Genomic DNA, 15,150 nt, shown 5'->3' with positions numbered 1-15,150 from the left:
GACAGCGACAGCGACGACGACGACGCCCTGCCGGCCGGCAGCCACGCCAGCCTGCGGCTGGACAAGTGGCTCTGGGCGGCGCGTTTCTACAAGACCCGCAGCCTGGCGGCCGAGGAAGTCGGCCGCGGTCGGGTGATGGTCAACGGCCAGCTGGCCAAGCCGGCCCGGGAGGTGCGCCGCGGCGACCGCCTGAGCCTGCGCCAGGGGAATGCACCGGTGCCACGCGAGGTGGTGGTGCAGGGCCTGTCGGCCGCGCGCGGCCCGGCCCCGGTGGCCCGGCTGCTCTACGAGGAAACGCCGGAGAGCCTCGCCGCCCAGGCAAAGTGGGCCGCCGAGCGCCGCCTGCACACGGAGCCGGCGCTGAGCATCGAGCAGGGCCGGCCAACCAAGGCCGCCCGGCGCCAGCTGGCCGATTGGCAGCGCTGGAGCGTGTCGATCGACGACGACGAGGACGACGCCAGCCGCTGAGCAGCGGCGTTGAACGGCAGCGCCCGGCGGCGCCACCGTTCCAGACGGGTCAATCGCCTGAGCGCGGCTTGATCTTGGTGGCGACCAGCACGGAGCCTTCCATGCGGCCTTCGACCTCGATGGTCTCGTTCGTCGTCAGCAGCGAGGACAGCGAGCCCGCTGTCAACGGATACCGGAAGTAGGTGGTGGCCGTCCACTGCACCGTCAGGCTATCGCTGTGGTGCAGCAGCGTCAGTTGTTTCGACTCTGCCTTCAGCGCGGACACCGTGCCGTGCCGCTCGATCACCTTGCCGGTCGGCGCCGCGTCCTTCTCGCAGACGATCGACGTGGCCTGCAGCACCCCACGACTCATCACGCCGCGCACCTCGACGTACAGATCGTCGGCCAACGTGCGTGTCGTGCACTCACCCCAGTCGATCACCCTGGCGTCAGGCACATCCACCCAAGTGTCGCGGACACGGAAGGTCGACATGGTCGTGGTGTTGAGTTGCACGATGCTGCCGTGCAGTTCGGCACCATCGTCGGCGGTGCTGATGTGGATCTCGCTGGCCAGCAGGTTGCCGTCACTGTCGTAGCTGCCTTCCACCCGCACATACTTCCCTTCAGCCAATGATGTGCTGCTGGGCTCGACCTTTGTGGTGGTCTGGAGCTTGACCACGACGTCCTCGATCTGGAACTGGCTGCCACCGACCAGCTTCGCCACGTAGCCGCCCAGGTGGGCCTCGTCATCCGATACCGCGACCGTGGCGCGCTCACCGATGCGCACCCTGCGCGCGGTGAGGACACTGCCGCTCAGGTCGTCCTTCGTCGCGTAAACCACCACCCACTGGTCGACCGCCGGCGCCGTGTTGGCAGGCAACACCGTGGCGGCAGCGGTGTTTACCGTCAGGCTGCCCAGGCTGAATCCACCGGCAGATGCTTCCGTGATCACGCCCGAGGCCCGCAGGCGCCGCAACGCATCCAGACGCTCGACGCGCGTCGCCCACAGCTCGACCGACGTCCCCACGGTCTTGCGCACCGCGTGCACCTCGACGGGATCGCCGGCTGCCACATCGGTCAGGTCGCCCCCCACCGCCGTGCCCGTGGCGGTGTCGAATACCGTGACCGGCCCCGCCGACGCGTCGCTGTTGACCCGCACCGTCTGGCCCAGCACCACCAGGGAGGTGGTGCCCACGCTGTCCACACTGCCGATCAGGCTGGCTTCCACCCGGATGCGGCGGGCCAGGGCGCGGCTGCTGCCGGGCTCGTAGAGTACCTCGACGCGCTGGCCCATCTTGGTTTCGGTCGTCGTCGTCGAGCCATCGGCCTCCTCGACCTCGACCGTGGCATCGCTGTCCTCGTAGGCCACGCCGTCGATGTAGACACTGCCGAAGCCGGTCACCGTGCCGGTGCCCGAGCCCTGCGGCGCCGCGCCGGTGCCGTTGGAGCCCACGCCGCTGCCGCCACAGGCCACCAGTCCGATGGCCATCCCCACAGCCAGCAGGGCAGCCAGCGCAGCGCGGGCCATCCGGCCGGGCCGGGCCGTCACTCTCGAATGCAGTTCAGGGGTCATCTCGATCACTTCAGGCCACCGGGCCAGCCAGCGGCGGGGGAGGAGTCACCGCCTCGGGCGGTTCGGCCTCATGGTAATAGTAGGCACCGAAGCGCATGCGCTCGCGCGGCAGCGCTGCTGCGGTTGCAGCACGGTCGGCGTCGTCGCCGACCAGGCGGGCCGTCGTGGCCTGCACCATGGCCTCGAAGGCCGGGGCCCAGAGGTCGCGCGCCACCTCGGCCAGCGCCTCGGCGGAGGCCGGGCTCAGGCCATAGGCATAGACACTCTGTTCGAGAAAACGTTTCGTCGCGCCACCGCTGATGTTGTGCACGGCGGCGTTGAGGTGGTCGGCCACGTTCACCCCCAGCGTCTGGGCCGCTTCGAGTTCCGCCGTGGGGGCCACGTAGCGGTCGGCCACCAGCCTCACCTCGTCGCCCGCGAGGCTCACCAGCCCCAGGCGCTGCAACTCCTCCAGCAGGGTGCGCGGATGCACGTCGCTGGACACCTCCCGCGCCAGCGCCTCGAAGCTGGGCATGGGGCCGTGCCGCGGCAGGCTCGGGCGCACCACGGGGGGCGACTGACCGTCCCCGGCGCCCACGCGCAGCGCCGGGTCGGTGACCCAGCGGGTGAAGAGCATCGACGCTGGCGTCGGCACCAGCGCCGCCTGCACCTGCGGCAGGGTGGCCAGCACGCGCACGTCCTTGCGGTGCACGCCCGACAGCACGCTGAGCGCCGAGTCGGTCACCTTGGCGCCGCGCCGTTCAAGCTCCTGCCGCGCCTCGTGGATGAAGACCTGCTTGAGCCCCTGCGCCACAGCGCCGTAGTGCACCCCATGGCGCAGCAGCCAGCGCACCAGCGGTGCAAGCACCAGCATCGCTGCGTCCAGGCTGCGCTGGCCGCGGTCATCCGACGGCTGCGTAGCGGGGTTCAATTGAGTCGAGTCCATGTCTTGGTGGGCGCGCCCCGCAGGCGACCTGCCGCCATGGGACGAATTCCCACCATTTTGCCCTGCCCGGCGCCAAAGCGCGAGGCCGCCAAAGTGGAAAAACCAACCACATCGCCACGACAGGGCAACGAAGTCCGCCACCGTGACAAATTTCTCATTCCAGCCCCCTTGAATTCGAGGTCCGAACCGTCATTTCGTGGCGAGGCCGCTGAAATGCGGCGAGGAATCACTCCATGACCGACCCACGACAAGCTGCCAACCCATCCGTCCCGCTCAACGATTCGGCCGAGGCCAACGAGGCCGCCGCTGCGGCCGCCCAGGCGGAACAGGCCGATGCCACGTTGGCCCGCATCGCCGAGCTGGAAGCCAAGAACGTCGAGCTGGCCGACGCCTACCTGCGCGCCAAGGCCGAGGCCGACAACACCCGCCGCCGTGCCGACGAAGAGATCGCCAAGTCGCGCAAGTTTGCGGTGGAATCCTTCGCCGAGGCCATGCTGCCGGTGAAGGACAGCCTGGAGCTGGCGATTGCCACCCACGCCAGCAGCCAGGGCACGCCCGAGCAGCTCATCGAGGGCGTGCACGCCACGCTGCGCCAGCTCGGCCAGGCGCTGGAGCGCAACAAGGTGCTGGAGGTCAACCCGCCCGCCGGCACGAAGTTCGACCCGCACCAGCACCAGGCCATCAGCGTGGTGCCGGCCGAACAGGAGGCCAACACCGTGGTGGCCGTGCTGCAGAAGGGTTACCTGATCGCCGAGCGGGTGCTGCGCCCCGCGCTGGTGACCGTGGCCGCTGCGAAGTGACCCAAAGCAAGCTCCGGACCGACTTTGAGCACAACCTGGCTTGACAGGGCTTGAAAGTCGGACACCGGACCACAACTCGAAGACAACCGTTTCAGCATCCAGGAGCACCCACATGGGCAAGATCATCGGCATCGACCTCGGTACCACCAACAGCTGCGTGGCCATCATGGAAGGCAACAGCACCAAGGTGATCGAGAACAGCGAAGGCGCGCGCACCACGCCTTCGATCATCGCCTACCAGGAAGACGGCGAGATCCTCGTTGGTGCGTCGGCCAAGCGCCAGGCAGTCACCAACCCGAAGAACACCGTCTACGCCGCCAAGCGCCTGATCGGCCGCAAGTTCACCGAGAAGGAAGTGCAGAAGGACATCGACCTGATGCCCTTCAAGATCAGCGCGGCCGACAACGGCGACGCCTGGATCGAGGTGCGCGGCAAGAAGCTGGCCCCCCCGCAGATCAGCGCCGAGGTGCTGCGCAAGATGAAGAAGACCGCCGAGGACTACCTCGGTGAGGAAGTGACCGAGGCCGTGATCACGGTGCCGGCCTACTTCAACGACAGCCAGCGCCAGGCCACCAAGGACGCCGGGCGCATCGCGGGCCTGGACGTCAAGCGCATCATCAACGAGCCCACCGCCGCGGCCCTGGCCTTCGGCCTGGACAAGCACGGCAAGGGCGACCGCAAGATCGCGGTGTTCGACCTCGGTGGCGGCACCTTCGACATCTCGATCATCGAGATCGCCGACGTGGACGGTGAGAAGCAGTTCGAGGTGCTGTCCACCAACGGCGACACCTTCCTGGGCGGCGAGGATTTCGACCAGCGCATCATCGACTACATCGTCACCGAGTTCCGCAAGGAGCAGGGCGTCGACCTGACGAAGGACGTGCTGGCCCTGCAGCGCCTGAAGGAAGCCGCCGAGAAGGCCAAGATCGAGCTGTCCAACAGCACGCAGACCGACGTCAACCTGCCCTACATCACGGCCGATGCCTCGGGCCCGAAGCACCTGAACATCAAGCTCACCCGCGCCAAGCTGGAGTCGCTGGTGGACGAGCTGGTCGAGCGCACGATGGAGCCCTGCCGCATCGCGATCAAGGACGCCGGCATCAAGGTGTCCGACATCGACGACGTGATCCTGGTGGGCGGCCAGAGCCGCATGCCCAAGGTGCAGGACAAGGTCAAGGAGTTCTTCGGCAAGGAGCCGCGCAAGGACGTCAACCCGGATGAGGCCGTGGCCGTGGGCGCCGCGATCCAGGGCCAGGTGCTGGGCGGCGAGCGCAAGGACGTGCTGCTGCTGGACGTCACCCCGCTGAGCCTGGGCATCGAGACCCTGGGCGGCGTGATGACCAAGATGATCAAGAAGAACACCACCATCCCGACCAAGTTCGCGCAGACCTTCTCGACCGCCGACGACAACCAGCCGGCCGTGACGATCAAGGTCTACCAGGGCGAGCGCGAGATGGCCTCGGGCAACAAGAGCCTGGGCGAGTTCAACCTCGAAGGCATCCCGCCCGCACCGCGTGGCGTGCCGCAGATCGAGGTGAGCTTCGACATCGACGCCAACGGCATCCTGCACGTGGGCGCCAAGGACAAGGGCACCGGCAAGGAAAACAAGATCACCATCAAGGCGAATTCGGGCCTGAGCGAGGCCGAGATCGAGAAGATGGTCAAGGACGCAGAGCTGAACGCCGCCGAGGACCACAAGAAGTTCGAGCTGGTGCAGGCTCGCAACCAGGCCGACGCGATGATCCACTCGGTCAAGAAGAGCCTGACCGAGCACGGCGACAAGCTCGATGCTGGCGAGAAGGAGAAGATCGAGGCCGCGATCAAGGACGCCGAGGAAGCCCTGAAGGCCGACGACAAGGCGACCATCGAGGCCAAGACCGAGGCCCTGATGACCGCCAGCCAGAAGCTGGGCGAGAAGGTCTACGCCGACATGCAGGCCCAGCAGGCGGCCGCTGGCGCAGCGGGCGCGGCCGGTGGCGCAGAAGCGCCCAAGGCCGATGCGGGTGGCAAGCCGGCCGACCCGGATGTCGTGGACGCGGAATTCAAGGAAGTCAAGAAGTGATCTGCGGGCGCACCCGGGGCCAGTTCGGCCACGGGTGACACCCGGTTCCACGCCGCGTTCGGGGTGACAGGCACTGCCTGCTGCCCGACGCGGCGGTTTCGCTTCCAAGGATCAGCTTCCACGGACCAGAGAGAGAGCTCATGGCAAAGCGCGATTACTACGAAGTCCTCGGGGTGGGCAAGACCGCCAGCGACGACGAAATCAAGAAGGCCTACCGCAAGCTGGCCATGAAGTTCCACCCTGACCGCAACCAGGGTGACGGGGCCAAGGCGGCCGAGGAGAAATTCAAGGAGGCGAAGGAGGCCTACGAGATGCTCTCCGATGCGCAGAAGCGCCAGGCCTACGACCAGTTCGGCCACGCCGGCGTGGACCCCAACGCCGGTGGCGCGGGCTTCCGCCCGGGCGCGGGCGGCGAGGGCTTTGGCGGCTTCGCGGAGGCCTTCGGCGACATCTTCGGCGACATCTTCGGCGGCCAGGGCGGCGCGGGCGGTGGGCGGCGCGGTGGCGGCCAGCAGGTCTACCGCGGCGCAGACCTGTCCTACGCGATGGAGATCACGCTGGAAGAGGCCGCCCACGGCAAGGAAACGCAGATCCGCATCCCGACCTGGGAGGAATGCGACACCTGCCACGGCAGCGGCGCCAAGCCCGGCACCAGCGCCAAGACCTGCGCCACCTGCCATGGCTCAGGTACGGTGCACCTGCGCCAGGGCTTCTTCAGCATCCAGCAGACCTGCCCGCACTGCCACGGCAGCGGCAAGGTGATCTCCGACCCCTGCACCAGCTGCAACGGCGCGGGCAAGCTCAAGAAGCAGAAGACGCTGGAAGTGAAGATCCCGGCGGGCATCAACGAGGGCCAGCGCATCGCCCTGCGCGGCCACGGCGAGCCGGGCATGCACGGCGGGCCGGCGGGCGACCTGTACGTCGAGATCCGCATCAAGCAGCATGACATCTTCGAGCGCGACGGCGACGACCTGCACTGCACCGTGCCGGTCAGCGTGGTCACCGCGGCGCTGGGCGGCAGCATCCAGATCCCGACGCTGGGCGGCGAGGCGGAGATCGATCTGCCTGAGGGCACACAGCACGGCAAGACCTTCCGCCTGCGCGGCAAGGGCATCAAGGGCATCCGCTCCAACTACCCCGGCGACCTGTACTGCCACATCCAGGTCGAGGTGCCGGTCAAGCTCAGCGAGCACCAGCGCAAGCTGCTCAAGGAGCTGGACGAGTCGCTGAAGAAGGGGGGCGACAAGCACTCGCCCACGGGCAAGAGCTGGACCGACCGGATGAAGGACTTCTTCAAGTGAAGCACCCCACTTGGCCATCCGGTTGGCCCGGGTGACGACAACGGCCACCTCGGTGGCCGTTTCGTTTGTGGTGCAGCCCCGCGGGCTCTGACCGATGCCGCCGCTCGGCGTGCCGGCCAGCGCGAAAGCGCCGCCGACACGGCGGCCATCAAGCCCCCAGAGGAACCGCCGATATCAGGATGGGTTTCCCTGACAGCCGCATTCCCCCTCACCGCCCCGCATGCAACTGCTCGATCCAGAAATCGGCGACTGCCGCGCCCTCGTCATCGATGGCAACCCCACTTCGCGCAGCACCCTCGTGTCGATGCTGCGCGACTGGGGCGTCGGCACGGTGGCCCAGGCCAGCCGGCCCGAGGACGCGCGCAAGATCCTCGAAGAGCGTGTCTTCGACATCGTGCTGTGCGAGCACCATTTCGACCAGTCGATCATGGGCGGCCAGGACCTGCTGGACGACCTGCGGCGTGCCCAGCTACTGCCCTTTGCGACCGTCTTCGTGATGGTCACCGGCGAGGCCTCCTACGGCAAGGTCGCTGAAGCGGCCGAATCGGCGCTGGACAGCTACCTGCTCAAGCCCCACAACGCCGCCGCTCTGGGTGAGCGCCTCACCCAGGCGCGCCGCCGCAAGCGGGTGCTGCGCGACATCTTCGACGCCATCGAGGCCCGCCAATTCGAGCAGGCAGCCATCATGTGCGTGAAGCGCTTCACCGAGCGCGGCGAGTACTGGCTCTACGCCGCGCGCGTCGGCGCCGAGCTGCTGCTGCGCCTGGGGCGGCATGACGCGGCACGGCGCATGTTCGACGCCGTGCGTGAGGCCCGCGCCCTGCCCTGGGCCAAGCTGGGCATCGCGCGCGCGGAGATCGAGGGCGGCGGCACCGAGCAGGCCAAGCGCACACTCGAATCGCTCATCGCCGGCAACCCGGCCTACGCGGACGCCTACGACGTGATGGGGCGCGTGCAGGTGGAGCACGGCGACTTCAAGGCCGCGCTGGAAACCTACCGCAAGGCCTGCGAACTGACCCCGGCGAGCGTCATGCGGCTGCAGAAGCAGGGCATGCTGGCCTTCTACACGGGGGACTTCAAGGAAAGCGAGAAGGCGCTGGACCGCGCGGTGAGCACGGGCATGTCCAGCAAGATGTTCGACCTGGAAACGCTCGTGCTGCTGGCCCTGCTGAAGTTCGACAGCGCCGACGCGCGCGGCATGGTCCGCACCCTCGACAACCTCGCCCACGCCTGCGAGCGCCACCCGGAAAGCCGCCGCATCCAGCGCTTCATGGGCCTGGGCACCATCCTGCGCAGCGTGGCGGACCGGCAGATCGCCCGGGCCATCGTCCAGGTCAAGGGCGTCGCCAGCGAGGTCCGCGACGACGACTACGACTTCGAGGCCGCCTCCAACCTCATCGCGCTGCTGGCCCGCCTGGCGCGCACCGAGGTCCAGCTGCCTGACGCCGAGGTCTGGGTGGGCAACGTGGCGATGCGCTTCTGTGTCTCCAAGGCTGGCACGGACCTGCTCTGTGCCGCCGCCTTCGGTCATGACGTCTACCAGCAGGTGGTGCGCGACGCCCACGCCCGCGTGGGCGCGATGGCCGAGCAGGCCATGACCCACAGCATCAAGGGCTCACCCCTCGTGGCCGTGCAGACCTTGCTGCGCCAGGGCGAGGAAACGCTCAATGCCAAGCTGCTGGAACTCGCCAGCATGGTGCTGCAGCGCCACCGCGAGCGCATCGAGCTCTACGAGCCGATGATGAAGCGCGTCAATGCACTGCAGGAACGCTTCTGCACCAAGGGCACCCGCGTCAGCCTGTCCGAGGTCGGCCGCCAAGCGGGCGCGCTGGCGATGCGCGCCTGATCCGCCCGCCGGGCGAGCGCCACGCGCGCGGCGGGGTCAATCGCCCAGCCAGTCCCGCAGCACCTCGTCGGTGTGCTGCCCGAGCAGCGGCGGGGCCATGCGGTAGGCCACCGGCGAGGCGGACAGCCGGATCGGGTTAGCCACCCCCGGCACCGTCCCCGCCACGGGGTGCGGCAGGTCCACACGCAGGCCACGCGCGATCACCTGCGGGTCGGCGAACACCTCGTCGAGCCGGTTGATCGGCCCGCAGGGCACACCCGCCGCCTCCAGCCGCTCGATCCACTCGCGCGTCGTGCGCATCACCGTGGCCTGGCGCAGCAGCGGGATCAGCACGGCGCGGTTCGCCACGCGGGCCGCGTTGGTGGCAAAGCGATCGTCGCTGGCCCACTCGGCGTGGCCCGCCGACTCGGCCAGCCGGGCGAACTGCGCGTCGTTGCCCACCGCCACGATCATGTCGCCATCGGCGGTCGGGAAGTCCTGGTACGGCACGATGTTCGGGTGGGCATTGCCCATCCGCTTGGGCACCAGCCCGCCGATCAGGTGATTGGCCGTCTGGTTGGCGAGTGCGGCCACCTGCACGTCCAGCAACGCCAGGTCGATGTGCTGGCCCTCGCCGGTCGCGTGGCGGTGTTGCAGCGCGGCCAGCACGCCGATGCTGGCGTACAGCCCGGTCATGATGTCCACCAGCGCCACGCCCACCTTCTGCGGCCCCTGCCCTTCGGGCAGCGGCTCACCCTCGGCCCGCGCGGTCTCGGCCGGCCCGGTCACGCTCATCAGCCCGCCCATGCCCTGGATCAGGAAGTCGTAGCCCGGGCGCTGCGCGTAGGGCCCGTCCTGGCCGAAGCCGGTGATCGAGCAGTAGATCAGCCGCGGGTTGACGGCCTTCAGGCTTTCGAAGTCCAGCCCGTACTGCCTCAGTCCGCCGACCTTGAAGTTCTCCAGCAGCACGTCCGCCTCGGCGGCGAGGCGCCGCACCAGCGCCTGCCCATCGGGCGTGGCGATGTCGATCGCCACCGAGCGCTTGTTGCGGTTGGCGCAGAAGAAATAGGCCGCATCACGCGTGTCGCGGCCCTCGGCGTCCTTCAGCCAGGGAGGGCCCCAGGCACGGGTGTCATCGCCGGCGCCGGGGCGCTCGACCTTGATCACGTCCGCCCCCAGGTCCGCCAGCATCTGCCCCGCCCAGGGCCCGGCCAGCACGCGCGAGAGATCGAGGACCTTGATGCCCTTCAGTGCGCCGGCTTGCATCGCTCAGAACGCAGCGATGCCGGTGATGGCGCGGCCCAGGATCAGCGCGTGCACGTCGTGCGTGCCCTCGTAGGTGTTGACCACCTCCAGGTTGACGAGGTGGCGGGCCACGCCGAACTCGTCGCTGATGCCGTTGCCGCCCAGCATGTCGCGCGCGGTGCGGGCGATGTCCAGGCTCTTGCCGCAGGAGTTGCGCTTCATGATGCTGGTGATCTCCACCGCGGCGCTGCCCTCGTCCTTCATGCGGCCCAGGCGCAGGCAGCCTTGCAGGCCCAGGGTGATCTCGGTGAGCATGTCGGCCAGCTTCTTCTGCACCAGCTGGTTGGCCGCCAGGGGTTTACCGAACTGACGACGGTCCATCGTGTACTGGCGCGCGGTGTGGAAGCAGAACTCGGCCGCACCCAGCGCACCCCAGGCGATGCCGTAGCGCGCGCTGTTCAGGCAGGTGAACGGGCCCTTCAGGCCGCGCACGTCCGGGAAGGCGTTTTCCTCCGGGCAGAACACCTCGTCCATCACGATCTCGCCGGTGATCGAGGCACGCAGGCCCACCTTGCCGTGGATCGCCGGGGCGCTCAGGCCCTTCCAGCCCTTCTCCAGCACGAAGCCGCGGATCGCGCCTTCATCGTCCTTGGCCCAGACCACGAACACGTCGGCGATCGGGCTGTTGGTGATCCACATCTTGGCGCCGCTCAGGCTGTAGCCGCCCGGCACCTTCCTGGCGCGGGTGACCATGCTGCCGGGGTCGGAGCCGTGGTTCGGCTCGGTCAGGCCAAAGCAGCCAATCCACTCGCCGCTGGCCAGCTTGGGCAGGTACTTCTGCTTGGTCGCCTCGCTGCCGAACTCGTTGATCGGCACCATCACCAGCGAGGACTGCACGCTCATCATCGAGCGGTAGCCAGAATCGACGCGCTCCACCTCACGGGCGATCAGGCCGTAGCAGACGTAGTTCAGGCCGGAGCCGCCGTAGGCCTCGGGGATGGTCGGGCCGAGCAGGCCGAGGTCACCCATCTCGCGGAAGATGCCGACGTCGGTGCGCTCATGGCGGAAGGCCTCCAGCACCCGCGGCATCAGCCGGTCCTGGCAGTAGGCGCGGGCGGCATCGCGCACGGCGCGCTCGTCGTCGCTGAGCTGGCTGTCGAGCAGCAGGGCGTCGTCCCAGTGGAAGGAGGCTTTGGAGCTGGCCATCGTGAGGATCCTGAATTCGTGGACGGGATGAACGGGTTGGGACGTGATGCTAAGTGCACGAAGAGCACAGCTCAAGCGCAAAAAACGAACCTATCTGTGCAATCAACGCACTCCATCCTCCGATCCCGCGGTCCACCTCAGCCTGCATCGCACCCGCAAAGCCAGGCCCGGCCCGTCCACCGCGTCAGAACAGGCTGCCCTGCTCGGGTGCCCCCACGGCCTGCGGTGCCCGGGGTGGGCAAAAGCCCGAGGTGTCGAGTACCGGCGTCTCGCGCAGCAGGCCCACCCGCGCGGCGCCCTTCTCCACCCGCTGGCGGATCAGTTGTGCCCACGGGCCCTCGCCCTTCATGCGGTGGCGGAAATCGGCGTCGTAGGCCCGGCCGCCGCGCATCTCGCGCAGGCGCGCCATGACGCGCTCGGCCCGGTCCGGAAAGTGCTGCGCCAGCCAGTGCTGGAACAGGGGGTTCACCTCCCAGGGCAGGCGCACCACCGTCCAGTGCGCGCTGCGGGCACCGGCCTGCGCGGCGGCGGCCAGGATCTGCTCGATCTCCGGCTCGTTGACGAAGGGGATGATCGGTGCCACGTTCACCCCCACCCACACCCCCGCGTCGGCCAGCCGCCGGATCGCCGCCAGCCGGCGCTGCGGCGCAGTAGCACGCGGCTCCAGGATGCGCGACAGCGCGTTGTCCAGCGTGGTCACGCTGATGAACACCAGCACCTGGCGGCGCGCGGCCATCTCGGCCAGCAGGTCCAGGTCGCGCACGATGCCGCCCGACTTGGTGACGATGGACACCGGCTGGCCCGCCTCGTGCAACACCTCCAGCACGCCGCGGGTGAGACGCAGCCGGCGCTCGACCGGCTGGTAGGCGTCGGTGGCCGAGCCCAGGTTGATCGACTGCGGCCGCCAGGAGGGGCGGCGCAGCGCCACGCGCAGGCGCTCGGCGGCGTTGACCTTGGCGACGATCTTCGTCTCGAAGTCCAGCCCCGGCGACAGGTTCAGGTAGCCGTGTGTCGGCCGCGCGTAGCAGTAGATGCAGCCATGCTCGCAGCCGCGGTAGGGGTTGATCGAAAACTCGAAGGGCACGTCCGGCGAATCGTTGTGCGCCAGGATCTCGCCGGCGCGCTCCTCCAGCACCTCGGTGTGCGGCGCCGGCGGCTCGGCCTGCTCCTCCTGCGTCGCCTGCACCACTTGGTCCAGCGCCCCCCAGCCGTCGTCAAAGGCCTCTCGCGCGCGGCGCTCGAAGCGGTGCGCCACCTGCCAGCCGGTGCCGCGCCCGCGCAGGGCCGCGGGTGGCGGTGGCAGCCGCAGATCGCCACCTCCGTCACTGGGGGCGTCGCAAGGAGGATCAGCGCGGGGATCGACGGGTCGGGACATGGTCGGTCGGTTCGGATGGCGGCACTTAATGACTGTTTATTTATACAGTATTTGACACTCACGCAGAACCCGCTCGCCACATCCCGCCCGCCCGCAGGGTCATGCCGGCTCGGCTTCGGTCGAGACGCCCGGGCAGCAGCGGTACTCCTGGGCCTGGCCGAGCAGCTCGATCTGGCGCTCCAGCAGCTTGTTCTGCAGCGCCAGGCGCTCCAGCTCCAGCTCCTCGCGCCGCTCGACCCGCGGCTCGCAGATGCCACACTCGTCCATGCAGCTCTTCACGATCACGCCGGCCGTGGGCAGGCTGGTGGTGCGGCTGTAGTTGACCTCCTTGAGCAGGCTGCGCGACACCACGCCGCCTTCCTGCAGCAGGCCCTGCGCCATCAGCTGGGCGTCGACGAACTGCAGCGCCTTCGCGCGCAGCTCGTCGGGCAGCGGTTCGCCCTCTCCGAGGTTCGCCTGTGCCAGCGCGGCGATGGACACGCTGCCCGCGCCCAGCAGCACCTGGCCACGCGCCGCGCCCGGCAGTGGCGTGATGCCCTGCACCAGCACCTGCTGGTCGGCCGCGATGCTGCGCGAGAGCACCTCGGCGCGCTGGCCGGAGGTGGCCGGCAGCTCCTGCGGGATGGTGGCGAGCTGGCCCACCGCACGGAAGGGGTTGCCCGCCACCGGCGCGGGCGCCACGGGGTCGAGCACGCGCCGCTCGATGGCCAGCAGCTCGAACTTGATGGTCTCCAGCTTGTTGAGCCGGTAGAACATGAAGGTGACGGCGTGGCAGGTGTTCGGGTTGCGGAACTCGCGCGAGGAGGCCTCGAAGTGGTCCTCGGACTCGCCCTCCACGTGGCTGCGGCTGGACACCTCGCCGATCGACACGCTGTGCGCCTTGCGGGTGGCCTCCACCGACTGGTGGTCGCTCATCTCGGCGTGTGCGCGGTGCTCGCGCAGGTAGTCGCGTGCGCTGGAGGCGCTGTGGCTGCCGCGGGCATTGGTGTCCGCGCTGGCCGAGAAGAAGCCCAGCGAGCCGGAGGCGTCGCCGTGGAAGTCCCACTTGCCCTGCTCGCTATAGCGGTCACTGCCGCGGTCGACCGAGTTCTCGTCGGCCATGAAGGCGCGCAGCGCGCGCAGCCGGTACTGCTCCTCGCTGATCTGCTCGCTGCGCCAGCTCAGCTTGGACTCGCTGTCGAAGCTGAAGCGGCTGCGTCGGTCGGTGGTGGCCAGGCGCACCTTCTCGCCGGGCAGCAGCGTGGTGCTGTAGGCGATGTCGCCCAGCGCCAACGGGCCCGGGCAGCGGGTGAAGCGGGTGTGGAAGATCACCTCCACCTTGATGGGCTGCTCCTTCGGGCCACGCACCGGGGTCGGGAAGACCAGCCGGCGGCGCAGGTCGACGACGTCGCAGATGCGGTCGGTCTCCAGCTGCGGGCAGCAGGGCAGGTCGTTGTAGTCGACCAGCTCGCGGCTGGCGGTGGCGGCAGCGGCGGCGGAGGGGGTGTGCAGGGTGGTTTCCATGATGGGCTCCAGGGAGGGTGGCCCGCAGGGGATGCGGGCCGGGTGACGAGGTGAAGACAGGACTCGGGACTGGAAGGCGTCGCGCTGGACGACCCTCGGGTGGTACTCAGTTGGTATTCAGTTGGTACTCAGGCGGTATTCATGCGGTGCTCAGGCAACGCAGCTGCGGCAGGCGCTCCAGGGCGCCGCGGTCGCGCGCATCGATGCCGACCTGGGCGCCAGGCCGCTCGAAGCGGTAGCGCCGCCCGCTGGCCGGGCCGATGACGGTCAGGCCGGTGGCGCCGATGTACTCGAACAGCGCCCGGTCGCGCGGCGCCGCGGCAGGCGGGTGCAGCCAGGCAGTGGGAGCAACGAGGGGGCCGGTGCCAGGGTGGAAGCGTCGGCTGGAGGAGGTGCAGTTGCACATGGGCGTCTCCTGGTGAGGTGGATGAAGGTGAAGGTCAGTGCGTCGGCGCGCCCGGGTGGCGAGGCGGGTCCTCGACCGCGATCGGCCATGGCAGTGCCGCTGCCGGATCCGCGCGCACCGCGGCGATGGGCGCGCCCAGCGGGGCTGGCTCGGTCAGCCGCTGCAGCAGCACCGCCGCGCCCGACAGCGCCAGCCACAGCAGCAGGCCCCCAGGCACGCCGCCCAACGCGCCCCCCAATGAGCCAGCCGGCAGCAGCCAAGCCACCGGCGCAGCCACCCACAGGCTCAGGCAGTAGAAGCAGCCCAGCGCCTGGCCGGCCAGGCCGGTGCCGGCCAGATCGCGCAGCCGGGCGAAGACCCCGCCGGGGCCGGCCTCGGCATGCAGCAAGTGGGTCAGGCGCCAGACCGCCAGCGCCGCGGCGGACCAGGCCAGCGCCAGATCGGCCGCGCCCGGTGGGACGGGGGATGTGTCCATGACGAAC

General features: G+C 69.2%; 13 protein-coding genes. 5 read left to right on the top strand and 8 right to left on the bottom strand.

Going from position 1 to position 15,150, the window contains the following annotated elements; translation table 11 throughout:
- Positions 1–27: 27 nt before the first annotated feature.
- Positions 28–468, top strand: coding sequence for an RNA-binding S4 domain-containing protein (locus NGK70_RS11320; protein ID WP_428985612.1), 441 nt, complete (start codon positions 28–30; stop codon positions 466–468).
- Between the two features lie 49 nt (positions 469–517).
- Here the strand turns inward: NGK70_RS11320 and NGK70_RS11315 are convergent, their stop codons facing one another.
- Together NGK70_RS11315 and NGK70_RS11310 are read right to left on the bottom strand one after the other, a co-directional pair.
- Positions 518–2,020 (bottom strand): DUF5666 domain-containing protein, encoded by a 1,503-nt coding sequence (locus tag NGK70_RS11315; RefSeq protein ID WP_251973313.1) that lies wholly within the window; start codon positions 2,018–2,020, stop codon positions 518–520.
- 10 nt (positions 2,021–2,030) lie between these two features.
- Entirely contained in the window at positions 2,031–2,945 is a 915-nt protein-coding gene (locus NGK70_RS11310; RefSeq protein WP_251973312.1) for a DUF6502 family protein, read from the bottom strand.
- Between the two features lie 233 nt (positions 2,946–3,178).
- Here NGK70_RS11310 and grpE point away from each other — a divergent pair, with 233 nt between their 5' ends.
- The 4 genes from grpE (at position 3,179) to NGK70_RS11290 (ending at position 8,954) form a co-directional block, all read left to right on the top strand.
- Positions 3,179–3,745, top strand: a complete 567-nt coding sequence (gene grpE, locus NGK70_RS11305) for a nucleotide exchange factor GrpE (protein WP_251973311.1) — start codon at positions 3,179–3,181, stop codon at positions 3,743–3,745.
- 112 nt (positions 3,746–3,857) lie between these two features.
- Positions 3,858–5,807, top strand: coding sequence for a molecular chaperone DnaK (gene dnaK, locus NGK70_RS11300; protein WP_251973310.1), 1,950 nt, complete (start codon positions 3,858–3,860; stop codon positions 5,805–5,807).
- 140 nt (positions 5,808–5,947) lie between these two features.
- A complete protein-coding gene (gene dnaJ / locus NGK70_RS11295) occupies positions 5,948–7,108 on the top strand; it encodes a molecular chaperone DnaJ (RefSeq protein ID WP_251973309.1) in 1,161 nt (386 codons plus the stop codon).
- A gap of 220 nt (positions 7,109–7,328) precedes the next feature.
- Positions 7,329–8,954, top strand: a complete 1,626-nt coding sequence (locus tag NGK70_RS11290) for a response regulator (protein WP_251973308.1) — start codon at positions 7,329–7,331, stop codon at positions 8,952–8,954.
- Between the two features lie 36 nt (positions 8,955–8,990).
- On the opposite strand, the gene NGK70_RS11285 is transcribed toward NGK70_RS11290, so the two are convergent.
- The 6 genes from NGK70_RS11285 to NGK70_RS11260 form a co-directional block, all read right to left on the bottom strand.
- Positions 8,991–10,199 (bottom strand): CaiB/BaiF CoA transferase family protein, encoded by a 1,209-nt coding sequence (locus tag NGK70_RS11285; RefSeq protein WP_251973307.1) that lies wholly within the window; start codon positions 10,197–10,199, stop codon positions 8,991–8,993.
- Between the two features lie 3 nt (positions 10,200–10,202).
- The gene (locus NGK70_RS11280; protein ID WP_251973306.1) at positions 10,203–11,384 is read right to left on the bottom strand and encodes an acyl-CoA dehydrogenase; all 1,182 of its coding nucleotides are present in this window, start codon (positions 11,382–11,384) and stop codon (positions 10,203–10,205) included.
- A 184-nt stretch (positions 11,385–11,568) separates the two neighbouring features.
- Positions 11,569–12,759, bottom strand: coding sequence for a PA0069 family radical SAM protein (locus NGK70_RS11275; RefSeq protein WP_251973305.1), 1,191 nt, complete (start codon positions 12,757–12,759; stop codon positions 11,569–11,571).
- Between the two features lie 99 nt (positions 12,760–12,858).
- A complete protein-coding gene (locus tag NGK70_RS11270) occupies positions 12,859–14,262 on the bottom strand; it encodes a hypothetical protein (protein ID WP_251973304.1) in 1,404 nt (467 codons plus the stop codon).
- 139 nt (positions 14,263–14,401) lie between these two features.
- Positions 14,402–14,668, bottom strand: a complete 267-nt coding sequence (locus NGK70_RS11265; RefSeq protein WP_251973303.1) for a hypothetical protein — start codon at positions 14,666–14,668, stop codon at positions 14,402–14,404.
- Positions 14,669–14,702: 34 nt separating this feature from the next.
- Entirely contained in the window at positions 14,703–15,143 is a 441-nt protein-coding gene (locus tag NGK70_RS11260; protein ID WP_251973302.1) for a hypothetical protein, read from the bottom strand.
- Positions 15,144–15,150: the final 7 nt, after the last annotated feature.

The sequence above is a fragment of the Sphaerotilus microaerophilus genome (genome assembly GCF_023734135.1).
Lineage (GTDB): Bacteria > Pseudomonadota > Gammaproteobacteria > Burkholderiales > Burkholderiaceae_C > Sphaerotilus > Sphaerotilus microaerophilus.
Note: the sequence above shows the minus strand (reverse complement) of the source record. Positions and strands in the feature narration are given on the sequence as shown.